We start from the raw sequence: 23,940 nt of genomic DNA, 5'->3' as shown, positions 1-23,940 counted from the left end.
GGCCAATACAAAATAAGTAAAGTGATAACAAATGATCTTAAAAGATAACGATGCTGAATACTCATTAGATAACGATGACTTATGTGAACCAATAGGCTCAGAATACATGGATGAGACCTCTACTGCAGATACTGAATTAGACAGTGATTTACAACCTCCCCATATCGACATTCTATTTGAAGACGAGCACCTAGTTGCTATCCATAAGCCTGCTGGTTTGTTGGTTCATCGTAGTTATTTAGCCCGTAGAGAGCGTTTTTTTGCGATGCAGATGACTCGTGATTTAGTGGGCTGCCATGTTTTTCCGGTGCACCGCCTAGATAGACCAACATCCGGAGTATTGCTGTTTGCCAAGTCTAGTGAGGTGGCTCGGGCATTATGTGAGCAATTTGCTGATCACAGTATCAAAAAACACTACTTAGCCATAGTCCGTGGCAATATGCATGAGTCTGGCACGCTAGATTATGCCCTAAAACAGGAATTTGATGATTTAGGCGATAAGCATGTTGATCCCAACAAAGCCGCACAAGAAGCCGTGACGGATTATCAACCATTATTGAATACCGAAATACCGTTTAGTTCTGGTCGTTATCCTTCCAGCCGATACGGTTTGGTAAGATTAAGCCCTCATACAGGCCGCAAGCATCAATTACGTCGTCATATGGCACATTTACGTCATCCAATTGTTGGTGATACAACCCATGGCGATGGTAAACAAAATAAGTTCTTTCGCGAACATTTCGGTATTAACCGTTTGTGGTTGATTGCAAAAAGCCTGCAGTTTGTGCATCCGGTAACCCAGCAAGCAATGCATATTGAAACAGAGTTAGAAGCTGAATGGTTGAATGTTTTTAACGCATTTGGCTGGGATGATGATCAATTATCCTCAATGCCAAGTATATTGTTAAGTTAATTCATTCGGTCTGCAAGCAAGGCTTTAAGCTTTTCAAATTCGGGGATATGCGGTATAGGTTCGTGCTGCTTTTGTTCGATGTGGAAATAATAGTTACGACGAATGTGGGCGAATTTATGTTGTAGTTTTAGTCTTCGCTTTCTGCTCACTTGTCGCATCGTCTTGATTCCGTTATTGCGCTATTTCATTTGGGGCAACTGATGTTGACCATATCGATTTAAATTACTTTATAAAGACACTTGCGAGAGACTCAAACAATACAGTAAGGTAAGTCACTAAGACTCAAGGTCTTTTATATCGTATTACATTTAAGGGGAAAGTATACCATGAAAAAGGTCAATGTTGTTTTTGGTACCGTTTATGGTAGCGCACAATTTACAGCCGAAACAGTGACTAAAGCGATTGCAACATTAGGGTTTACAACTAAGCTTTGGCAACCCAATGAATTATCTGGTTTTATACCACCTCAAGATGAACTACTCATAGTAGTGTCATCAACCACAGGGCAAGGTGATATACCCGAGGATATGTCTCCTTGGTTTAATGAACTTAAATCCAGTGCACCGTATTTACCATTATTGCAATACAGCCTAATTGGGTTAGGCGATTCGAGCTATGACACTTTTTGTGGGGCGATAAAACAATTTGATGAGTTGTTAACCGAGTTGGGTGCCAAGCCGCTGACTGAACGATTAGAAATTGATGCCTGTGAAACAATGGAACCCGAAATAGAAGCTAAAACATGGATAGCCACTTGGCACAACGCCGTCATATCGGTAAACGTAGCGTAAGTTTTTTTACGCAACAATGGTTTAAATTCGCACAGCGCCTGAGTCAAGCACTGCTCATACCTATTGCTATTTTACCCGCTGCGGGGGTGATGTTAGGGTTGACGGTTAACCCGTTGCCATTTATCCCTGCAGAATTGAATACAGTATTTTCTGCTGTAGGCAATCTGGTTTTTACCATGATGCCTTTGCTGTTTAGTGTTGCTGTAGCGATTGGTTTTTGTCGAGACCAAGGCATTGCAGCATTTTCAGCTGTATTTGGTTTCGGGGTGTTTTTGTCCACGATGGGTGCCCTAACAAATATTTATGGTCTGGTATCGCGACCGCTATGGGGCATGCAAACGATTGACACTGGTATCGCTGGCGGAATGTTAGTCGGTGCGATGACATGTTTAGCTGTCAATCTTAGTCAACATGTTAAATTGCCTGCTATTTTTTCATTTTTCGAAGGTCGTCGCAGTGCACCAATAATTACTATACCCCTGTCTATGGCACTGGCTTATTTACTTGTGCATGTTTGGCCACCCTTGTCGCATATTATTGAACTCCTTTCTGATTGGGCTGTATATCAAGACCCCGCTATTGCTTTTGGGGTTTACGGAACGGTTGAACGCTTATTAATTCCACTAGGGTTGCATCATATTTGGAATGCGCCATTTTATCTTGAAGTAGGGCAGTACATTAATCAAGGTACAGTCGTTAGGGGTGAGGTGGCGCGTTATTTGGCCGGCGATCCATTGGCGGGAAATCTTGCTGGTGGCTATTTGATTAAAATGTGGGGCTTACCCGCGGCAGCATTAGCGATTTGGCGTTGTGCTGATAAATCCGAGCGTAACAGAGTTGCGGGGATTATGTTATCAGCGGCGACAGCTAGTTGGTTAACCGGGGTGACAGAGCCGATAGAATTTGCCTTTATGTTTGTCGCGCCAATTTTGTTTATTGTGCATGCATTACTCACGGGCATAGCTTACAGCGTGTGTATTTTACTAGAAGTTCATCACAGCATCGTGTTCTCTCATGGGCTGGTAGATTTCACCTTATTGTTTTCTCGCTCTGCTAATACTCATTGGATTTGGATATTGGGCCCGCTTACCACAGTAATCTATTATGCCATTTTTAGGGCCAGTATTTTAGCGTTCAATTTAAAAACACCTGGCCGAATCGAGCAAAGTGATTTACCTGCAGAGCCTAAAGAGAGCTTGCGGGCTATGATTTCTGCATTGGGCGGACGCGAGAATATTGTTGAGATTAATGCCTGTTTAACCCGCTTACGTATAAGTGTTAATCAAGCCAATTTAATCGATAAAGCTAGACTAATGCGTTTAGGAGCTAAAGGCGTGGTTGTTATGGGCAAAGGTGTACAAGTTGTTTATGGCACTAAGGCTGAAACATTACGTAAATTGCTGCAAAAATATTTAGATTCTCGGCGTTAGTACGGACGGTTGTTTCATTAAGCCATAATAGTTGTTGCTTAACTTGTCATACATATTTGAGAGTTTTGTATCTAAAGCAAGAATATTTCTCTTTTATGAGAATTTATCATTAAAAACATCACCCAAAAATCTTTTTAAATGGCACACTGTAAAACAGTATTTTAAGAGGAGTTGTACGCGTGAGTCATCAAGATAAAACTATTTTTACCCCAGCTAATTTACAACGTAAAGTGCTAATAACCGATTGTGCTGATGCTCAGGGGTTGATAGCTAAAATCACCAACGTATGTTTTGCTCATCAATTAAACATTATTAAAAACACCGAATTTGTTGACCACACTCAAGGCCGCTTTTTTATGCGTGCGGAGCTTGAAGGGGTGTTTGATGATGAACGCCTACTGAATGAATTACGTGAAGTATTGCCAGCTAAAAATCATATGAAATTAGTGGATATGGGTAAAAAACGTATCGTGATCATGGTGACAAAAGAAGCCCATTGTTTAGGCGATATTTTGATGAAGTCTTATTATGGCGGTTTAGATGTTGAGATTGCCGCTGTGGTAGGCAATTATGATGTGTTGCAGCCATTAACTGAAAAGTTTGATATTCCATTTCATTATGTTAGTCATGAAGGTTTAAACCGTCAGGAGCATGAACAAGCCATGCTTAAAGTGATAAAACCCTATGATCCTGACTTTGTTGTACTCGCTAAATATATGCGAGTATTAACACCCGAGTTTGTAACAGCATTTGCAGATAAAATTATTAATATTCATCATTCTTTTTTACCTGCATTCATTGGCGCATCACCTTATAAACAAGCGTGGGATCGTGGTGTTAAAATTATTGGTGCAACAGCACACTTTGTGAACAATCACTTGGACGAAGGGCCGATTATTAAACAAGATGTCATTTCAGTTGATCACAGTTATAGCGCAGAAGAATTAGCCCATAATGGCCGTGACGTTGAAAAAAGCGTATTAAGTAAAGCACTGCAATTGGTATTAAATGAACAAGTTGTGGTGTACGGTAATAAAACGGTCGTGTTTTAAAGTTTGTAGATATACATCATTTGACGTTAAATCAAATGGTGTTATCTTTAAAGATAAATAAAGATGAGTGGTTCCTGTAAGTTACTGTATCAACTTATCTATTAGAAATTTGCTATGCTGTATTCCATTGGAATTGATATTTTTAGTCTGTATAAGTAAGAAACGGGAAACTGGATGTTACAAAAAGCTAATTTTTTCTTAAAACCTTCAGAATTACCTAAAACAGTTGGGCTATGTTGGGGCATTCTTAATGATAGGCTTGAATTAATTAAGCTAAGTGAACCGCTATACAAATTAGTCAATAAACCCATCTCGGCTATTCTAAAACAACCATTATCGAATGCTTTTTCAATGCTTACTCATGAGCAAATAGATATTACCAATCATCTTTCTTCACAACTGATCAATTTTGTTGATGATAAAGGGCATGCATTACAAGCGACTGTCACCCCGATAGAAGAAAGCAGTGAGCATTGGTGTATTACCTTCATAGAAATCGAACTCGATAAAGCTTGGTTATCTGATTTACATCCTGATTATCATCAAGCGATCCAGTCTAGTGATGATTGGCTAAATCAAATCGAAGAAGTGATTAATGCCAGCGGTGATATGGTGTTTGCTACGTCATTAAAACAGGCACTTTCACTGACTCAATCTAATGTGGGTTATCTGCATATGTTTGATGAGAAAAACAATCAAATAGTGCGAACCACATGGAGTGAAAACGTCAGTGAATACTTTACGATTACCAAACGACAAACCTATAAAGCAGATTCTGGTATTTGGGCTGAAACCATCCAAACCCGTAAATCGATGGTGCATAATGAATTAGCCAGTATTTCTGAGAATTGTTCGCAACAACAAGGTTTTTTTGCCTTTAGTAATCATCTTTGTGTGCCGATTCATTATCGCAAAAAACTCGTTGGCATTATCGGCGTTGGCAATCGAGATAAACCTTATACCCAAGTAGATGCCAAATCGTTAAGTATTTTTGCGACTATTTTGTGGCACAGCGTCGAATTACCTCGAACCATGAAAGCGGTATCGAGACAATCTAGCATTATTAAAATGCAAAAAGAAAAGATGACCCTCATTTTGGTGCAGTTGATTGGTGCCATTTCAGAAGCGCTAGAATTAAAAGATGCTTATACCGCGGGGCATCAAAAGTCGGTTGCGCAGTTAAGCTATCTTATTGGCGAGAAAATGGGCTTAACACCTGAAGTATTGGAAGGATTAAAACTGGGATCATTGATCCACGATATCGGTAAGTTGGCCATTCCAAGCCAGATTCTATCTAAACCCTCACGGTTAAGTGATGCTGAGTTTGGCTTGGTTAAACAACACCCTGAGCAAGGCGCTTTAATTGTTGATGAAGTGGAGTTTCCTTGGCCTATTAAGCAAATGATCCTTCAACATCATGAACGCTTAGATGGTTCAGGTTATCCAAAAGGGTTGAAAGCGGATGACATTATACTTGAAGCCAAGATCATTGCTGTAGCCGACGTTGCTGATTCGATTCTTAGCCATCGACCTTATCGGCCATCGCTCGGAATGGAGGTGTTAACCCAAGAGTTATTAAAAGGCAGAGGCATAATATTCGATGAGGTCGTTGTTGATACCTGTATTGATATTTTGGCTGTCGAAGACTTTAAACAAGAAGAATATGTTAGCACTTTGTCATTAGCCCCAGTTGTTTTTTTAGAGGAGTATCATACTCTTGAACATGCTGAGTCTATGATGAAAAAAGCTAAAATGGATGTGGCCGTGGTACTGTCAGAAAAAAATCGTAGCCCAATCGGCGTGGTTGATAATAACGTTTTAGCATTTTGGCACAGCCCATTTTTAAATACAGCAGCAGAACGTGCAGCGGATAGAAGCTTACTGAATAAACGTGTACATCAAGTGATGGAACATAAAATAAATATGATTAACGATCGTACCATTTTGAACGATGCTCAACGGACGATGGAAAAAAGTAATGTTAATTATTTGATTGTTCAAAATGACAAGCAGTTGGTGATTGGAATGTTAACCTGGCGAATATTAGCCAATGCATTATTGGTGAATGCACAAGCCAGATCTAATTAGTTATACTATTGATTTGATGAGTTAATGTTATTTTTTGGAACTTATATTTTTTATTTAATGGATGATTTAACAGTAACAAAAAAGGCTCCTAGGAGCCTTTTGTAGATTATCGTTGGATAATAAAATTAATCAACGATACGTAATAGTTCATTGATACCCACTTTACCGCGGGTTTTAGCATCAACTTTTTTGACAATAATCGCTGCATACAAGCTGTATGTGCCACAAGCCGATGGTAGGTTACCTGATACGACAACCGATCCAGCAGGAACACGACCGTAATGTACTTCACCAGTTTCACGATCAAAAATTCGCGTGCTTTGGCCAATGTAAACGCCCATTGAAATGACGCTGCCTTCTTCAACCACAACACCTTCAACGATTTCGCTGCGAGCACCAATAAAACAGTTGTCTTCAATAATGGTTGGACCTGCTTGTAATGGCTCTAAAACACCGCCAATACCAACACCGCCAGATAAGTGTACGTTTTTACCAATCTGCGCACACGAACCAACAGTAGCCCATGTATCAACCATAGTACCTTCATCAACATAGGCACCAAGGTTAACGTAAGATGGCATCAATACGGTATTTTTACCGATAAATGAGCCTTTGCGAACCGTTGCGGGTGGCACAACACGAATACCTTCTGCTTTAAAACGAGCTTCGTCATAATCGGCAAATTTTTGTGGGACTTTGTCGAAATACTTGGTGTCGCCACCTTCAATCACGCCGTTATCAAAAATGCGAAAAGACAGTAGTACCGCCTTTTTAAGCCATTGGTGAACATGCCATTCACCGTCAATTTTTTCAGCAACGCGCACTTGGCCTTTATCGAGCATATTGATCACGGTTTCAACATCAGCGCGAACACTCGGTTCTACGGTTGCAGGTGAGATGTCTTGACGTGTTTCGAATGCAGCTTCAATGCGTTGGCGTAAAGCCTCCATTGTTTTCTCCCGGTATTAAATGATTAGTTGCACAAATTTATGGTTTAAATTAGTTAGATGATTTTAGCGCCAGTGTTAGCGCATCAGCTAATTGTTGCTGTTGTGGCTCATCTAGGGCCGTTCCACTTTGGTTTTTTAATATGAAAAAGTCTTCTGCACGTTCACCAATAGTGGTAATTTTAGCTGCTAATAATGTCACATTACAACGGTAGAAGGTATCACCGACTTTGGCTAATAAGCCTGGGGTGTCGAGAGTGATTAATTCCATCATACTTGTACCATGGCGAGCACTGGGTAAGAAACTCACATGAGTCGCAACATTAAAAGGTTTCATGATCCGGGCTAGTTTTCTAAACTTCGGCAGTTTTGGATTTTCACTTGCCAAGGCTTTTTCAAGTGCTTTGCGGATACTTTGAATGCGTGATAATTGGATAATAGGCTCGCCATCTTGTTCTAAAATCACAAAGGTGTCGAGTGCATAGTTATCTTTTGATGTCATGATGTTAGCGTCATGCACATTGATATTTTTGTTATCTAAAACGGTCATAACGGTGGCGAACAGTTTTGGTTTATCTTTGCTATAGACAAACAGCTCCGTACCACCACGTGTTGTATGCTTAGACATTAATACTAATGGTTCGTCGTGATGATGTTTTAGAATGGCCTCAGCATGCCAGGCCACTTGGGTTGGCTGATGACGTAAAAAATAGTCAGATTTGAACCGAGACCAGAGTTCATCCATGTCTTTTTCTTTCAGGCCACGACGAATAAGTTCTTTTTTAGCTTTGGCTTGGACCTCTTTAACCCGCGCTTTAGCATCAATAGGTTTTTCTTTACCCCGAGCTAATACTCGTTGAGTTGAAAAATACAAATCACGTAATAACGAGCCTTTCCAGTTATTCCATGTTTTTTCATTGGTGGCACAAATATCTGCGACAGTGAGGCAATACAAATAACTTAAGTGTGCAGCATCGCGTACTTTTTCAGCAAATAGTGCAATCACTTCCGGGTCTGAAATATCTCTGCGCTGAGCGGTGATTGACATCACTAAGTGATTTTCAACTAACCAAGCCACTAAGCGACCGTCATGATCATTCATGCCATGCAATTTACAAAAGTCGATAGCGTCTTTTGAACCTAATTTGCTGTGATCGCCGCCACGGCCTTTAGCGATATCATGAAAAATGGCCCCGAGAACTAACAACCCTTTTTTCGGTAACTGATTAATTAAGATGGCACCCAGTGGAAATTCATCTTTTTGTTCAGCTTGTGAAAAACGATCAATATTGAGCAGTAATCTATGGGTGTGTTCGTCAACGGTATAAGCATGAAATAAATCAAACTGCATTTGGCCTTCAATCTTGCGCCAAGCCGGTAAGTAAGACGACAAAATACCGTGCTGGTGCATTAATGAAAATGCGGTAATACCTCGTGGATGTTTTAAGATCTCCATAAACACTTTACGACATGCGGGGTTTTCTTGTAAGGGTGATGTTAATGCTCTACGAGCATTGCGCAGTAATCGTAACGTTGGCGCGTAAATTTCTTGAATGTTTGAGTTTTTAGCCACCAGTAAAAATAAGCGTAATATTTCTTCGTTTTGGCGGCTAAATAAATCGTCATCTAATACTTCAATGTAACGTCCACGCCGTTGATAAACATCGCTTATCGGCTGAATTTCTAGTGCTTGAGTGTGACCTAATGTCGCGCGCTTAAACAATTGCAACAGCATTTGATTAAGCTCCATCACTCGGCGTACCGTGCGATAATAGCGCTTCATCATTTGTTCGACGGCTAATTGGGTAGCATCCTCGTAACCTAATAAACTGGCAACTTGTCTCTGTAAATCAAACAACAAGCGGTTTTCGTTGCGATTAGCGGTGGTGTGAAGTGCAAAACGGATTTCCCACAGAAAATTTTGGCATTCAATTAATTCTGCTAATTCGGCTGGCGCTAGAAAATCGTGCTCGACTAAATCTTCTAATTTAGCAGCATCAAAGTGGCGCATTGCAACCCAAGCGATGGTTTGAATATCACGCAATCCGCCGGGACAGGTTTTGATGTTAGGTTCTAAATCAAAAGCACTGGCTTTACTATGACGAGTCGTTTGTTCATCTTTCTTGGCATTATAAAAGTCATAAGAGGGCCAAAAGTCTTGTTGACGAATAGCATCGTATAACACGTCAAATAGATATTCATTACCAGTGAGCAATCTGGCTTCAATCAGATTTGTGGCAATGGTGATGTCTGATTTACCTTGTTCAATGGTTTGCGCAACTGTGCGTACACTGTGGCCTATTTCAAGCCCAGTATCCCAAAGGTAGGTAATGAGTTGCCCTAACTGAATTTCAGTTTCGGGCGATAATTGTTCATCGTTAACCAAAAAAAGTAAGTCAATGTCTGAATAGGGATGCAGTTCACCACGACCGTAGCCGCCAACGGCAACTAGGGCAAGCTGGCTATTATGTAAGCCAAAATCCCGCCAAGTTTGTGTTAGTAAAGCATCAACAAATTGACTACGGTGTTTAACAATATCAGCAATAGGGTGTTTTGCAGTGTACTGCTCAACTAAGCGCTGGTTTAAGTCAATTAATGCGTTTTTGGTGGCCAGCGCAGTATTCATTGATGTCCTTACTAATTTGAGTCTTTAGTGGTTAATGATACGGGGAAAGTCTTCTTCTTCACGCAAAGTTAACACTTCTACACCGGTTTGGGTCACTAAAAGTGTATGTTCCCATTGTGCTGAGTTTTTACTATCAGAAGTTGTCACTGTCCAATTATCACTTTTATCCAACACAGTAGTATGACGACCTGCATTGATCATTGGTTCAATCGTAAAGCACATACCGGGTCTTAACACGGTTTTATCATTATTTTTATAATGAACAACTTGTGGTTCTTCGTGGAAGCCAGTGCCAATACCATGACCACAATAATCTTGTACGATGGAGTACTTATCAAGCCCTGTTTTACTTGTTTTGATGAATTTTTCGATGGTTGTGCCAATTTCGCCTAATTTTAAACCAGGACGCACTTTACGAATGGCTAAATACAAGCTTTCTTGGGCAATGCGGCTTAAACGTTTGTCTTTTGCTGATACTTCGCCAATTAAAAACATTTTCGAGGTATCACCATGATAACCGTCTTTGATGACCGTAATATCAAGGTTAATCATATCGCCTTCTTTTAACACGTACTCTGAAGGAATACCGTGGCACACGACTTCATTTACCGACGTACAAATAGACTTCGGAAATCCGTGATAATTTAACGGGGCTGAAATAGCACCTTGCTCTTCGGTGTATTTAGCACAGATTTCATCTAATTCATTTGTGGTCACTCCAGCCTTAATGTGTGGAGCTACCATTTCTAATACTTGCGCCGCTAATTTACCCGCTGCACGCATTTTTTCTATCTCGTCTGCATTTTTGATCACAATACTCATGAAAAACTCTCTATCTTTTTGACGGTCAAAATAGGCTTGTTTTATCCAAGGATTTTACGGCAAAAATTTGTATTTACATGCCGTTTATGGTATAAAGCGCGCCGTTATGTGTAAGATCGTTGTTGTACGGTTCGAGTTAATACAATGTCAATCGCTGCTTTTTTTAGCAAGGTATACATTGTGTTCGGCAAATCGTAAAATATGGTGGTCATTATACATGGCAATTAACTTAAATACTAAATCACACACGTATCGACACATTTTTCGGGGTGCTTTCTCATTCTTAACGGAAGTTAGAAAGTCGAAACATGGGATGCGTGGAGGTCTAACCCCTTACATTAAGGTAAATACAATGACTACTGTTTCAATGCGCGACATGCTACAAGCTGGTGTTCACTTCGGTCACCAAACTCGTTACTGGAACCCTAAGATGAAGCCTTTCATCTTCGGCGCTCGTAATGGTGTACACATCATCAACCTTGAGCATACAGTACCAATGTTCAACGAAGCTTTAGCTTTCATTAGCAACATCGCTTCTAAGAAAGGTAAAGTATTATTCGTAGGTACTAAGCGCGCTGCTGGCGAAGCTATCAAAGCATCTGCACTTTCTTGTGATCAGTATTATGTTGATCATCGTTGGTTAGGCGGCATGTTAACTAACTGGAAAACTGTTCGTCAGTCAATCAAGCGTCTTAAAGAGCTAGAAAGCCAGTCTGTAGACGGTACTTTCGACAAGTTAACTAAGAAAGAAGCGTTAATGCGTTCACGCGAATTAGACAAGTTAGAAAAGTCTTTAGGCGGAATCAAGAACATGGGCGGTTTACCTGACGTATTATTCGTTATCGGTGCTGACCATGAGCATATCGCTATTAAAGAAGCAAACAACCTAGGTATTCCAGTTGTTGCAGTTGTTGATACCAACTCTGCACCAGACGGTGTTAACTACATCGTTCCTGGTAACGACGACGCGATGCGTGCTATCCGTTTGTACACTTCTTCTGTTGCTGCAGCTGCTAACGCTGGCCGTGGTCAAGATTTAGCTGTTCAAGCTGAGCAAGACGGTTTCGTAGAAGCTGTTTAATAAGGCGTGATGATTATCATCCCCCTTATTTGCCAATAAGATAATTGGTGAACAGGGGCCTTTTGGCCCCTGTTTTATAAATGCAATATTAGACGAATTAAATTAGAGGATTTAACAATGGCAATTACTGCTGCCCAAGTTAAAGAACTTCGTGACCGCACTGGCGCTGGCATGATGGACTGTAAGAATGCACTGACTGAAACTGACGGTGACATCGAACTAGCGATTGATAACATGCGTAAAAGCGGCGCCGCGAAGGCTGCTAAAAAAGCAGGTAACATCGCTGCTGACGGTACAATTCTAATCAAGAATGGCGAAGGTTTCGCTGCACTTTTAGAAGTTAACTGTCAAACTGATTTCGTTGCAAAAGACTCAAACTTCCTAGCATTTGCTAACGCAGTGCTTGATGTTGCTGCTGCATCTAAAGTGTCTATCGAAGACTTGAAAGCACAGTTTGAAGAAACTCGTGTTGCGCTTGTAACTAAAATCGGTGAAAACATCAACGTTCGTCGCGTTGAGTATATCGATGGTGCAAACCTTGCGTCTTACCGTCACGGTGATCGTATTGGTGTTGTGGTTGCGGGTGAAGCTGATGAAGAAACACTAAAGCATATCGCAATGCACGTAGCTGCTTCTAAGCCAGATTTCGTAAACCCTGAAGATGTGCCTGCTGAACTTGTAGAAAGAGAGCAAACGCTTCAAATCGAAATCGCGATGAATGAAGGCAAGCCTGCTGAAATCGCTGAGAAGATGGTTGTTGGTCGTATGAAGAAGTTCACTGGTGAGATCTCTCTTACTGGTCAAGCTTTCATCATGGAACCAAAGAAAACTGTTGGCGAAGTGCTTAAATCGAAAGGCGCTACAGTAACCAGCTTTATTCGTTTAGAAGTGGGTGAAGGTATCGAGAAGAAAGCAGAAGATTTCGCTGCTGAAGTAGCTGCGCAAATCGCTGCTACTAAAAAAGCGTAATCGCTTTAATCTAAATACCCTAAGACCGCAGCAACCGCTGCGGTTTTGTTATGATCAGGATGAAAATTATGAGCACCAATCCAAAACCAGCGTTTAGACGTATTCTGCTTAAATTAAGCGGTGAAGCATTAATGGGTGAAGAAGGCTTCGGCATTGACCCTAAAGTACTTGATCGTATGGCACAAGAAGTGAAAGAGCTTGTTGAACTTGGTATTCAAGTTGGCGTGGTTATTGGTGGTGGTAATCTATTTCGTGGTGAAGGCTTAGCAAAAGCTGGTATGAACCGCGTGGTGGGCGATCACATGGGTATGTTAGCAACCGTAATGAATGGCTTAGCCATGCGTGATGCCTTGCACCGTGCATATGTTAATGCCCGCCTTATGTCTGCTATCCCACTTAAAGGTGTGTGCGATGATTACACTTGGACAGAAGCAATTAGCCTATTAAAGTCTGGTCGTGTGGTTATTTTTGCTGCGGGTACGGGCAATCCTTTTTGTACAACAGACTCAGCAGCATGTTTACGTGGTATTGAGATTGAAGCTGAAGTAGTACTAAAAGGCACTAAAGTAGATGGTGTATACTCAGCAGACCCAATGAAAAACCCTGAAGCGGTTAAATATGACACGCTTAGTTTTGCCGAAGTCCTTGAATCAGAATTAAAAGTAATGGATCTCGCTGCATTTACTATGGCACGTGATCATAATATGCCGATTCTTGTATTCAATATGAACAAGCCAGGTGCACTTCGCCGCGTTATTATGGGTGAGAAAGAAGGTACGATTATTAGCAGTAAACAACCTGCTTAATCACAGACACAGAAAATATTTATATTATATAATTTAACTGTTTGAGCGGTTTTATTGCATGTGTCATTCTTAGGCTAATGCTCAAACACACATGAATTTGTGACAAAAAGGAAATTATTGTGATTGATACTATTATGTTAGATGCGCAAGAGCGCATGGGTAAATGCGTAGATGCAACTAAAAACCAAATGGCGAAAGTTCGTACTGGTCGTGCACACCCAAGTTTATTAGATTCTATTCAAGTGTCTTGCTACGGTTCTATGTCACCGCTTAATCAAGTGGCTAATGTCGGAGTTGAAGACTCTCGTACACTAACAGTGAACGTATTTGATAGATCGATAGTTCAAGCGGTAGAAAAGGCGATTATGAGTTCAGATTTAGGCTTAAACCCTATGTCTGCAGGTGCAACTTTGCGTATTCCGTTGCCTTCGTTAACTGAAGAACGTCGTAAAGACTTTATCAAAGTGGTACGTAACGAAGCGGAAAATGGTCGTATTGCCATTCGTAACGTTCGTCGCGACGCAATCAGTGAAGTCAAGAAGCTTGAAAAAGCAAAAGCATGTACTGAAGATGATGTTCGCCGTAGTGAAGATGAAGTGCAGAAGCACACTGATTCATCAATCAAAAACATTGATCAAATACTAGCAGCGAAAGAAAAAGAGTTGATGGAAGTATAATCTGTCAATTTAGACGCTAGAGTTAACACGCCGTGTAAGGGTATACTACACGGCGTTTGTTTTTATAAAGGATTGTCGTAGATGTCGTCTACAGTTGAGTTTGAATCAGACCCTAAAGCCGATTCGGAGCAAATGACTTCGCAATTGTTGCCGGGACAATTATCTGATGTAGTAAAACAATCTCTGCCCAAACATGTTGCGATTATTATGGATGGTAATGGCCGTTGGGCACAACTGCAGGGTAAAGCCCGGGTTTTCGGTCATAAAGCCGGTGTTAAAGCTGTGCGCCGTGCGGTAAGTACTGCAAGTCAACTTGGTATTGAATCATTAACCCTATTTGCATTTTCGAGCGAAAATTGGCGCCGACCAGATAAAGAAGTCAGTTTGTTGATGGAATTGTTTTTTACGGTGTTACAACGTGAATTGAAACTGCTCGATAAAAACCAAGTTAAGCTCAATATTATTGGTGATACCAGCAGGTTTTCTAATCGTTTACAGAAACAAATTGCCGGTGCTCAAGAGAAAACAGCAAGCAATACTGGTTTGATATTAAATGTGGCGGCGAACTATGGCGGACGTTGGGATATCTTACAGGCTGCACAAAAATTAGCCGAAAAAGTAGAAAGTGGCGAAATCACCAGCAGTCAGATGACCGAAGAAGCATTAAATGAACATTTGTGCATGCAAAACCAGAGCGAAGTTGATTTAATGATCCGTACTGGCGGTGACTACCGCATTAGTAATTTTGTTTTATGGCAGGCCGCTTATGCCGAGTTGGTGTTTACTGACACCCTATGGCCTGACTTTGATGAGCTAGCATTCCGTGATGCTATTGCCATTTTTGCCAGTCGGCAGCGCCGTTTTGGTTTGACGGGTAGTCAAATTGAAGAGATACGCGCAATATAAATATTAAGAGGATTAGTTTTTGCTAAAACAACGAATAATAACAGCATTGTGGTTAATCCCAATTGTACTCGGGGCAATATTTTTACTTCCAGCAAACTTGTTTGCTTGGGTGTTAGTGCCAGTGTTTTTAATTGCAGCAAAAGAGTGGGGCAGTTTCATTGACCCAAGCTGTAATGTCACCCAGTGGTCTTTTACTGCTACCCTAGGTCTGTTAATGATAGCGCTTAACTTATCAGTACCCTTAGATGTGTTGTGGTTTAAAGGCCAATTACACCCTATTTATTTGGCCATCATCACTATTGGTGTATTTTGGTGGATAGTCAGTAGTGCATTGGTGTTCAGTTTTCCTAAAAGTGCCAAAATATGGAAAGACAGCCCTATGCTGAAATCCATGTTTGGTCAGTTAACACTCATCCCGTGTTTTGCTTCTTTAATCGCTCTCAAATCGTTAAGCAGTAACGTTCATCCCTATTATGGTGGTGCATTAGTGTTTATCGTTATGTTAGTGGTTTGGGCGACTGACACCGGTGCTTATTTTGCTGGACGTAAGTTAGGTAAGCATAAATTGATGCCGAGTGTGAGTCCTGCTAAAACGCTTGAAGGTTTAGCTGGCGGTTTAATTACTACTATGGTCGTGGTTGCGGGCATTATGTATGTTGCGCCAGAACAAGAGTTAGGCTTACTCATTGTGGTGACACTAGTCACTGCCCTGGCTTCTGCTTTTGGTGACTTGTCTGAAAGTATGTTCAAACGTGCTGCAAATATTAAAGACTCTGGCACCATTTTACCTGGTCATGGTGGTATTTTAGACCGTATCGACAGTCTAACGGCTGCATTGCCAGTGTTTACCTTTATCTACATAGCCATGTGGATGTGATGCCAATGCAAAATATGGTGATTTTAGGGGCTACAGGCTCAATTGGCGCTAGCACTTTAAGTGTGATGGTAAATAACCCTGCCGATTTTCATGTCTATGGATTAGTGGCCAATGCCAGTGTTCAAAAAATGCTGGCCTTGTGTATCACTCATCAGCCTGAGTATGCTCATATGGTGGATGAGAGCGCCGCCATGGAGCTTAAATCGTTATTGCCTAATGATTGTGTTACTCAAGTGACGACAGGTGCTGAGGCGTTAAATGCGTTAGTGACCGACAGTCGCACTGATACCGTTATGGCGGCTATTGTTGGCGCAGCAGGTTTAGTACCGACATTTGACGCTGTTAAAGCGGGTAAACGCGTGTTGCTAGCCAACAAAGAAGCATTGGTTATGTCGGGTGAGTTATTTATGCACACGGCTAGAGCATCTGGTGCGACAGTGCTACCTGTCGACAGCGAGCACAATGCCATATTTCAATGTTTACCAACCAATGTCCAAGCGCAACTCGGTTATTGTGACTTAAGTGCTAATGGCATATCACATATTTTATTAACCGGTTCAGGTGGACCGTTTTTAAACACTGATTTAGCCACTCTGAGTGCGATGACACCTGTTCAAGCTTGCAATCACCCTAATTGGTCCATGGGGCCTAAAATCTCTGTCGATTCAGCCACCATGATGAATAAAGGCTTAGAGTTTATCGAAGCTCGCTGGTTGTTTAATACGCAAGCTGAACAGCTCAAAGTAGTGATACATCCTCAAAGCGTGATTCATTCAATGGTGCAATACCGCGATGGTTCTGTTATTGCACAAATGGGCAACCCCGATATGCGTACACCGATTGCTCATTGTATGAGCTATCCGCAAAGAATTGGTGCTGGCGTTGAACCTTTAGATTTTTTCAAAGTCGGACAGTTAAGCTTTTGTGAACCTGACTTTGACCGTTTTCCATGTTTACGCTTAGCAATGCAAGCCTGTGAGCAAGGTCAGGAAGCGACCACAGTGTTGAATGCGGCCAATGAAATTGCTGTCGATTCATTTTTAAAAGGTCACATTCGTTTTACTGATATTGCTAACGTTAATTATCGCTGTTTAGACTCGGTGCAACAAACACGTTTAGACAGTATTGAAGATATAATACAGCTTGATGAGCAAGCACGTGCCACGGCAGTGTCCGTTATCAGCACACTAAATTAATTCAGGGAAATAATGATAGATTTTTTTTGGAGCTTAGGTTCTTTTATCGTCGCGTTGGGTATTTTAATTACCGCTCATGAGTATGGCCACTTTTGGGTTGCCCGTCGTTGTGGTGTTAAAGTCGAGCGTTTCTCTATCGGATTTGGCAAAGCGATTTGGCGTAAAGTGGGTAAAGATGGCACTGAATATGTCGTCGCTATGATCCCACTAGGTGGCTATGTCAAAATGCTTGATGAGCGCGTTGAAGACGTGCCGGAGCATTTACTTGACCAGGCCTTTAACCGTAAAACGGTATGGCAACGTATTGCGATTGTATCAGCCGGCCCGATAGCTAACTTTATTTTTGCAATTGTAGCGTTATATGTCATGTACCTTATTGGTACTCCGTCGATTAAGCCGGTAATAGACAGTACTAAGTTAAATAGTCCTGCCAGTGTTATTCAGTTGGTTGAACCACAACAAATTATAGCGGTATCAGGACAGCCAGTACGTACTTGGGAAGAAGTTAATTTAGCCTTAGTGGGTCATATTGGTGATGACAGTATTGAGTTATCCCTAGCACCATTACCAGCGTTGTCGGGCATGGATATGCCCGTTCGCACCGTCAAACTCGATACGCGAAATTGGGTTTTCGATCCAGAAAAAGAGTCGCCGATTACCGCACTCGGTTTAGGGATATTTCGCCCAGGGATAGATCCAACGATTGCGGCAGTGAGTAAAGACAGTGCGGCAGAGCAAGCGGGCATTAAGATTGGCGATAAACTCGTCAATATCAATGGCACTCAATACAGCGATTGGAATGCGTTTGTTGATGTGGTACAAAGCTCTGCTAACAAAAATATTAATATGACATTGATACGTCAAGGCGAACAAATCAATGTTGATGTTGTGCCAAAAGCACAACAAAATTCTGATGGTAAAACTATCGGAATTGTCGGAATTAGCCCAACCCAAGCTCAGTGGCCTGATAATATGCGCTTTGAGCTTGAGTATGGCATAGTAGATTCTGTTATCGCTGCAGCTGATAAAACATGGCAACTCGTTGTCGTCAGCTTTAAGATGATTGGAAAATTATTTACCGGCGATGTGTCGGTGAAAAACCTTAGTGGTCCTATTTCGATTGCACAAGGCGCAGGCGCCAGTGCAAGTTACGGTTTAGTGTACTTTCTAGGGTTTATCGCGCTCATCAGCGTTAACTTAGGCATTATTAATTTAATGCCTCTGCCAGTGCTCGATGGGGGACACTTGCTGTATTACTTTATAGAAGTGATTACTGGTAAGCCTGTACCCGAAAAGGTACAGGAAATAGGATTCAGGTTTGGCGCAGCTTTGCTGCTAATGTTGATGGGCGTAGCCTTATTCAACGATTTTGCCCGACTCTGAGCAAGGACAGACTAATAATTAGAAGTGCTCTATGAGATTTAATAAAATTTTTGCCTCGATGTTATTCGTCGGCGCGTCTTTTTCAGGGAATGGTTGGGCAGAGTCTTTCCAACCTTTTGAAGTGACCGACATCCAAGTAGAAGGTTTGCAACGAGTTGCTCTCGGTGCAGCACTATTGAGTTTACCTGTGAAAGTAGGTGACACGGTAGATGAAGTTAAATTACAGCAAGCGATTAAGAGCCTTTACGGTTCAACCAATTTTGAAAACATCAGTGTCAGTCATGAAGACGGTATACTCTATGTAACGGTAAAAGAACGTCCAACTATCAGTATTATCTCGTTTGACGGTAATAAAGATATCAAAGACGAGCAGTTACAAGAAAGCCTTGACGGTTCTGGTGTTAAAGCTGGCGAATCACTTGATAGAACCATGTTGTCTGGTATTGAAAAAGGCCTGCAAGATTTCTATTACGGTGTGGGTAAATACGGTGCCAAAGTTGAAGCGCAAATCATCAACTTGCCGCGTAACCGTGTTGAGCTTAAATTTAAGTTTACCGAAGGTTTAGCGGCTGAAATCCGTCAAATCAACGTAGTAGGTAATACTGTGTTCTCAGACTCTGAGCTCATCAGTATGCTTGAGCTTAAAGACTATGTGGCATGGTGGGATTTATTTGGTGAACGTCGCTACCAAAAGCAAAAGCTACAAGCTGACTTAGAAACCATTAAAACTTATTATCATAATCAAGGCTATATTCGTTTTGAAGTGACTTCAACGCAAGTGGCGATGACACCAGACCGTAAAGGTTTGTACATCACTATTAACGTGAATGAAGGTGAAAAGTACAAGGTGAAAGAAGTTAACTTAATTGGTGACCTAATGGGTCGCGAAGAGTTAATGAGATCTATTTTACCAATTAAAGCGGGTAACATGTACAACGGTGCCGACGTGACATTCACCGAAGAAATGTACAGCAAATACCTTGGCCGCTTTGGTTATGCTTATCCTGAAGTTAAAACCTATCCTGAAATTGATGATGAAACCAAAGAAGTGGTACTCAACATCAATGTTAAGCCGGGTAAGCGCGTGTATGTTCGCTCAATTAACTTCACTGGTAACACGGTTACCAAAGATGAGGTAATGCGCCGCGAATTACGCCAAATGGAAGGTGCGTGGTTGAATTCTGCTCAAATTGAACAGTCTAAACTACGTCTTAACCGTTTAGGTTATTTCGAAACTGTTGATGCAGAAACCATTCAAGTACCGGGCAGTGACGATTTAGTTGATGTCGCAGTGACTGTGAAAGAGCAACCGTCAGGTTCGTTCAACGCAGGTGTCGGTTATGGTACTGAATCTGGTGTGAGTTTGCAGTTTGGCGTTGAGCAAAATAACTTCCTTGGTACTGGTAACCAAGCTGGTTTTAGCGTCAACACTAACAAATATTCTAAAAGTGCCAACTTGTCTTATACCGACCCATACTTTACTAAGGATGGTGTCAGTTTAGGTGGTAGCGTTTACTGGAACGAATTTGATGCCAACGAGGCTAACCTTGAGCGCTATAAGAATAAATCTTATGGTGTAGCGTTAAACTCTGGATTCCCGATTAACGAATCTAACCGTTTGAACGGTGGTATTGGTTATCGTCATAATACTATTTCAGAAATCTCTGCTTATGAACAAGCGTTGCGTTTCTATAATGTGTATCGTGAAACTGATGATCCTAATTCAGACTTAAGTTTTGATAACTTTGAATTGAATGCCGGTTGGTACCGCAGCACACTTAACCGTGGTACGTTCCCGACAGATGGTTCGTCGCAACGTTTAAGCGGTAAAATGACCGTGCCAGGTTCTGACTTACAGTACTTTAAAACGGATTTCGATACTAACTTCTACTTCCCTCTGACACCTCAGCATGGGTTTGTATTATTGGCTCGCGCCCGTTTAGGTTATTCAAACGGTTATGGTCAGTTTAACGACAACGATCAAATCTTACCGTTCTGGGAAAACTATTATTCTGGTGGTAGCAGTTCGTTACGTGGCTTTAAGTCTAACTCAGTAGGCCCACGTTCGTTCTATTTATACCGTGGTAGTGAGCAATGTGCGCCTGATGTTTCTGGTGATGGTTGTAGTTTGCCTGGTGACCCAAATACCATTCAGGTGAGTTCTGGCCGTTCAATTGGTGGTAACGCCATTGCAACAGCAAGCTTTGAAATGATTGTTCCGACACCATTCCTTGATGAAGCTTACACTAACTCAGTGCGAACCAGTTTCTTCGTTGATGCGGGTAACGTATGGGATACTGAGTTTGATTATGACTCATATAGGACTTTACCAGCGGATCAGTTCTCTAAGTTAGAAGACTATAGCGATCCAGAACGCTTACGTGCCTCATGGGGTATGAGCGTGCAGTGGTTATCGCCAATGGGACCTATGGTATTCAGTTTAGCTTGGCCACTGAAAGAATATGAAGATGACGAGACAGAGATTTTCTCATTCAATATTGGCAAAACGTTCTAAAACAAATACACTCGGCAGGTTTTGCTGATAACAACAAGTTTAACAAGGAGTCTACTTTGAAAAAGATGGTAAATCGCGCATTAATTACATTGGCATTGTTTGCTACCCCTATGCTAGCCCAAGCGGAAAAACTCGCTGTGGTTGATATGGGTGAAGTGTTCGAGCAGTTGCCACAGCGCGAACAAATTTCTAAATCATTAAAAGCTGAGTTTGGTGACCGTGTTGCTGAAGTCCAAAAAATGCAAGAAGAAATGCGTTCTTTGGTTGAGAAACAACAACGTGACGGCGCCTTAATGAGCGATTCACAAAAGACTGAATTAGTACGTAAAATGGAATCATTAAAGTCTGAATTCCAGTTGAAAGGCAAAGCATTAGATGAAGACATGCGTCGTCGTCAAGGTGAAGAGCAAAACAAACTATTAGTTCAAGTTCAAAAAGCGATTAATACCATTGCTGGTAAAGAAAAATACGACATGGTGCTACAACGTGGCGCAGTTATTTTTGTTAAGCCAGAAGCTGACATCAGCAGCAAAGTGGTAGAAGCCTTAAGCAAAGGCAAATAATAAGTATGCAAAAAGTGACTTTAAAAGAGCTTAGCCAACTATTAGGGGCAACGATTAAAGGCGACGCCACGCTGGAAATAACCAGTGTCGCTACCCTTGAAAGTGCAACTAAAGGCCAACTCTCTTTTTTAGCCAATAGTAAGTACCGTGCTCAGCTTGAGGCAACTCAAGCTAGTGCGGTATTGCTGAGCGAAAAAGAAGCAAGTGGTTATCATGGTAACGCCCTGATTGTTAGCGATCCTTACGTAGGGTTTGCTCGAGTAGCGCAATTACTTGATACCACCCCAAAAGAAACGCCTGGTATTCATCCTTCGGCTCAAATAGATGCATCAGCCATTTTAGGTGACGGTGTGGCTATTGGTGCAAATGCAGTGATAGGTGCCAATGTTATTTTGGGTGAAAATGTTCAGATTGGTCCAGGTTGTGTGGTGGGTGAAACCAGTATTATTGGTTCAAACACGCGTCTTTGGGCGAACGTGAGCGTTTATCATAATGTCCATATTGGCCATCATTGCATCGTCCATTCAGGGACTGTTATTGGCTCTGATGGCTTTGGTTATGCCAATGAGCGCGGTAACTGGATTAAAATTCCACAAACCGGCGGCGTTCGGATTGGCAATCATGTCGAAATTGGCGCATGTACTTCCATTGACCGTGGTGCGTTGTCGCATACCGAGATCCACGATGGCGTGATTATCGACAACCAAGTTCAAATTGCTCATAATGTCATTATCGGCCAAAATACTGCAATGGCTGGCGGCTCTATTATTGCTGGCAGTTCTACCATTGGTAAATATTGTATCCTCGGTGGCGGTAGTGCTGTTGCTGGACACCTGAGTGTCGCTGATGGTGTACACATATCAGGCGGAACAAACGTGACCAGCATTATCCGTGAAAAAGGTGTGTATTCGTCTGCTACCATCGCAATGGAAAATAAATTATGGCGTCGAAACACTGTTCGTTTCCGTCAATTAGATGAATTATTTAGCCGAGTGAAAACCCTCGAGAAAAGTGCTAAGGGCACAGAATAATTGTAATTCTGCCTTATTTAAGGAATGTAGTGTGTCAAACCAATTAAACACCATGGATATTAAAGAGATACTTAAATATCTGCCTCATAGATATCCATTTTTGTTGATCGATCGTGTATTGGACTTTACTGTAGGTGAGCACTTACATGCGATTAAAAATGTCACCATAAATGAGCCTTTTTTTCAGGGACATTTTCCGATACAGCCTGTGATGCCTGGCGTGCTCATTTTAGAAGCCATGGCACAAGCAACGGGTTTACTTGCATTTAAAACCATGAGTACAGAGCCGTCTCCAGAGGTACTGTATTATTTTGCTGGTATTGATAAAGCGCGTTTCAAACGTGTTGTTGAGCCAGGCGACCAAATACATTTTCACGTTAAAATGATTAAAGAGCGTCGCGGTATTGGTGTGTTTGTTGGTGAAGCCTTGGTTGATGGTGAACTGGTTTGTTCTGCTGAAATCATGTGTGCACGTAGAGAGATTAAGAAGTGATAGATAAATTAGCGTTTGTTCACCCAACAGCCAAAATTGGTAATAACGTCACTATTGGTCCTTGGACCTACATTGGTGAAAACGTTGAAATCGGTGACGACACATGGATAAGTTCTCATGTTGTGGTTAAAGGTCCAACGGTTATCGGTAAAGGTAATCGTATTTTTCAATTCTCTTCAGTTGGTGAAGAGTGTCAAGATAAAAAGTACGCAGGCGAACAAACTCGCTTAATTATCGGCGACAATAACATCATTCGTGAGTCGGTTACCATTCACCGTGGTACGACCCAAGATAAAGGTGAAACTCGCATCGGTTCTAACTGTCTGTTTATGGCGTATGTTCATATTGCCCACGACTGTTTTGTCGGTGATAACGTTATTATGGCCAATAATGCTTCAATTGCGGGTCATGTACATGTTGGCGATTGGGTTATTTTGGGCGGCATGACTGGTGTGCATCAGTTTGTACACATTGGCGCGCATGCCTTTACCGCGGGTGCTTCACTTATTTTGCAAGATGTTCCTCCATTTGTGATGGCTGCTGGTTCTCCTGCAGTACCGCGTGGATTAAACTTAGAAGGCTTAAAACGCCGTGGTTTTACCAAAGAAAACCAACGAGCAATCTTGAGTGCTTATAAAGCGGTTTTCCGTAAGAGTTTAACCATTGAAGAAGCTAACGCTGAATTAATCGAGGCCGCTGAAAAAGACATCAATGTGAAAGCATTTATGGAATTTATCAACCACTCTGCTCGTGGCATTATTCGATAGACGGAAA

General features: G+C 41.6%; 21 protein-coding genes. 18 read left to right on the top strand and 3 right to left on the bottom strand.

Annotation, left to right across the window (positions count from 1 at the left end):
• Nucleotides 1–106: 106 nt before the first annotated feature.
• The 5 genes from truC (at nt 107) to AAEY94_RS14020 (ending at nt 6,274) form a co-directional block, all read left to right on the top strand.
• Nucleotides 107–913 (top strand): tRNA pseudouridine(65) synthase TruC, encoded by an 807-nt coding sequence (gene truC, locus AAEY94_RS14040; RefSeq protein ID WP_192115300.1) that lies wholly within the window; start codon nt 107–109, stop codon nt 911–913.
• A gap of 326 nt (nt 914–1,239) precedes the next feature.
• Nucleotides 1,240–1,704, top strand: coding sequence for a flavodoxin (locus AAEY94_RS14035; protein WP_101086625.1), 465 nt, complete (start codon nt 1,240–1,242; stop codon nt 1,702–1,704).
• Nucleotides 1,656–3,134: a PTS transporter subunit EIIC gene (locus AAEY94_RS14030; protein WP_162023511.1), complete on the top strand. Its 1,479-nt coding sequence runs from the start codon at nt 1,656–1,658 to the stop codon at nt 3,132–3,134. Before AAEY94_RS14035 ends, AAEY94_RS14030 begins: the two co-directional genes overlap by 49 nt.
• Nucleotides 3,135–3,313: 179 nt before the next feature.
• On the top strand, nt 3,314–4,186 hold the full coding sequence (gene purU, locus AAEY94_RS14025; protein ID WP_174839644.1) for a formyltetrahydrofolate deformylase: 873 nt from the start codon (nt 3,314–3,316) through the stop codon (nt 4,184–4,186).
• A 174-nt stretch (nt 4,187–4,360) separates the two neighbouring features.
• Nucleotides 4,361–6,274: an HD domain-containing phosphohydrolase gene (locus tag AAEY94_RS14020; protein ID WP_350979080.1), complete on the top strand. Its 1,914-nt coding sequence runs from the start codon at nt 4,361–4,363 to the stop codon at nt 6,272–6,274.
• Between the two features lie 125 nt (nt 6,275–6,399).
• On the opposite strand, the gene dapD is transcribed toward AAEY94_RS14020, so the two are convergent.
• From dapD to map, 3 genes are read right to left on the bottom strand one after another with little or no spacing between them, the layout of a single operon-like run.
• The gene (gene dapD, locus AAEY94_RS14015; RefSeq protein WP_101086629.1) at nt 6,400–7,224 is read right to left on the bottom strand and encodes a 2,3,4,5-tetrahydropyridine-2,6-dicarboxylate N-succinyltransferase; all 825 of its coding nucleotides are present in this window, start codon (nt 7,222–7,224) and stop codon (nt 6,400–6,402) included.
• Between the two features lie 49 nt (nt 7,225–7,273).
• Nucleotides 7,274–9,847, bottom strand: coding sequence for a bifunctional uridylyltransferase/uridylyl-removing protein GlnD (gene glnD / locus AAEY94_RS14010; protein ID WP_350979079.1), 2,574 nt, complete (start codon nt 9,845–9,847; stop codon nt 7,274–7,276).
• Between the two features lie 24 nt (nt 9,848–9,871).
• Nucleotides 9,872–10,669 carry a type I methionyl aminopeptidase gene (gene map, locus AAEY94_RS14005; protein WP_101086631.1) on the bottom strand — a complete coding sequence of 266 codons (798 nt, stop codon included), beginning with the start codon at nt 10,667–10,669 and terminating at the stop codon, nt 9,872–9,874.
• A 352-nt stretch (nt 10,670–11,021) separates the two neighbouring features.
• On the opposite strand from map, the gene rpsB reads away from it, so the two are divergent.
• The 13 genes from rpsB (at nt 11,022) to lpxA (ending at nt 23,933) form a co-directional block, all read left to right on the top strand.
• Nucleotides 11,022–11,750, top strand: a complete 729-nt coding sequence (rpsB, locus tag AAEY94_RS14000) for a 30S ribosomal protein S2 (protein ID WP_011636744.1) — start codon at nt 11,022–11,024, stop codon at nt 11,748–11,750.
• Between the two features lie 117 nt (nt 11,751–11,867).
• Nucleotides 11,868–12,719, top strand: coding sequence for a translation elongation factor Ts (gene tsf, locus AAEY94_RS13995; RefSeq protein WP_162023508.1), 852 nt, complete (start codon nt 11,868–11,870; stop codon nt 12,717–12,719).
• Nucleotides 12,720–12,787: 68 nt separating this feature from the next.
• Nucleotides 12,788–13,525, top strand: coding sequence for a UMP kinase (gene pyrH / locus AAEY94_RS13990; protein WP_011636746.1), 738 nt, complete (start codon nt 12,788–12,790; stop codon nt 13,523–13,525).
• Between the two features lie 134 nt (nt 13,526–13,659).
• Complete coding sequence (gene frr / locus AAEY94_RS13985) at nt 13,660–14,202, top strand: ribosome recycling factor (RefSeq protein WP_101087203.1); 543 nt, start codon at nt 13,660–13,662, stop codon at nt 14,200–14,202.
• Between the two features lie 81 nt (nt 14,203–14,283).
• Nucleotides 14,284–15,108, top strand: coding sequence for a polyprenyl diphosphate synthase (gene uppS, locus AAEY94_RS13980; RefSeq protein ID WP_011636748.1), 825 nt, complete (start codon nt 14,284–14,286; stop codon nt 15,106–15,108).
• Nucleotides 15,109–15,127: 19 nt separating this feature from the next.
• On the top strand, nt 15,128–15,985 hold the full coding sequence (locus AAEY94_RS13975; RefSeq protein WP_350979078.1) for a phosphatidate cytidylyltransferase: 858 nt from the start codon (nt 15,128–15,130) through the stop codon (nt 15,983–15,985).
• A 5-nt stretch (nt 15,986–15,990) separates the two neighbouring features.
• A complete protein-coding gene (gene ispC / locus AAEY94_RS13970) occupies nt 15,991–17,181 on the top strand; it encodes a 1-deoxy-D-xylulose-5-phosphate reductoisomerase (protein ID WP_350979083.1) in 1,191 nt (396 codons plus the stop codon).
• 12 nt (nt 17,182–17,193) lie between these two features.
• Nucleotides 17,194–18,564, top strand: a complete 1,371-nt coding sequence (gene rseP / locus AAEY94_RS13965) for a sigma E protease regulator RseP (RefSeq protein ID WP_101086634.1) — start codon at nt 17,194–17,196, stop codon at nt 18,562–18,564.
• A 31-nt stretch (nt 18,565–18,595) separates the two neighbouring features.
• Nucleotides 18,596–21,079, top strand: a complete 2,484-nt coding sequence (gene bamA, locus AAEY94_RS13960; protein WP_101086635.1) for an outer membrane protein assembly factor BamA — start codon at nt 18,596–18,598, stop codon at nt 21,077–21,079.
• A 65-nt stretch (nt 21,080–21,144) separates the two neighbouring features.
• Nucleotides 21,145–21,642 carry an OmpH/Skp family outer membrane protein gene (locus AAEY94_RS13955; protein ID WP_011636753.1) on the top strand — a complete coding sequence of 166 codons (498 nt, stop codon included), beginning with the start codon at nt 21,145–21,147 and terminating at the stop codon, nt 21,640–21,642.
• A gap of 5 nt (nt 21,643–21,647) precedes the next feature.
• On the top strand, nt 21,648–22,673 hold the full coding sequence (lpxD, locus tag AAEY94_RS13950; protein ID WP_162023506.1) for a UDP-3-O-(3-hydroxymyristoyl)glucosamine N-acyltransferase: 1,026 nt from the start codon (nt 21,648–21,650) through the stop codon (nt 22,671–22,673).
• A 31-nt stretch (nt 22,674–22,704) separates the two neighbouring features.
• Nucleotides 22,705–23,166 (top strand): 3-hydroxyacyl-ACP dehydratase FabZ, encoded by a 462-nt coding sequence (gene fabZ / locus AAEY94_RS13945; protein ID WP_011636755.1) that lies wholly within the window; start codon nt 22,705–22,707, stop codon nt 23,164–23,166.
• On the top strand, nt 23,163–23,933 hold the full coding sequence (gene lpxA, locus AAEY94_RS13940; RefSeq protein ID WP_101086637.1) for an acyl-ACP--UDP-N-acetylglucosamine O-acyltransferase: 771 nt from the start codon (nt 23,163–23,165) through the stop codon (nt 23,931–23,933). Before fabZ ends, lpxA begins: the two co-directional genes overlap by 4 nt.
• Nucleotides 23,934–23,940: the final 7 nt, after the last annotated feature.

The sequence above is a fragment of the Shewanella sp. AC34-MNA-CIBAN-0136 genome (assembly GCF_040309945.1).
Taxonomy (GTDB): Bacteria; Pseudomonadota; Gammaproteobacteria; order Enterobacterales; family Shewanellaceae; genus Shewanella.
The sequence above is the reverse complement of the archived record's forward strand: the minus strand, read 5'-3'. Positions and strand labels throughout refer to the sequence as shown.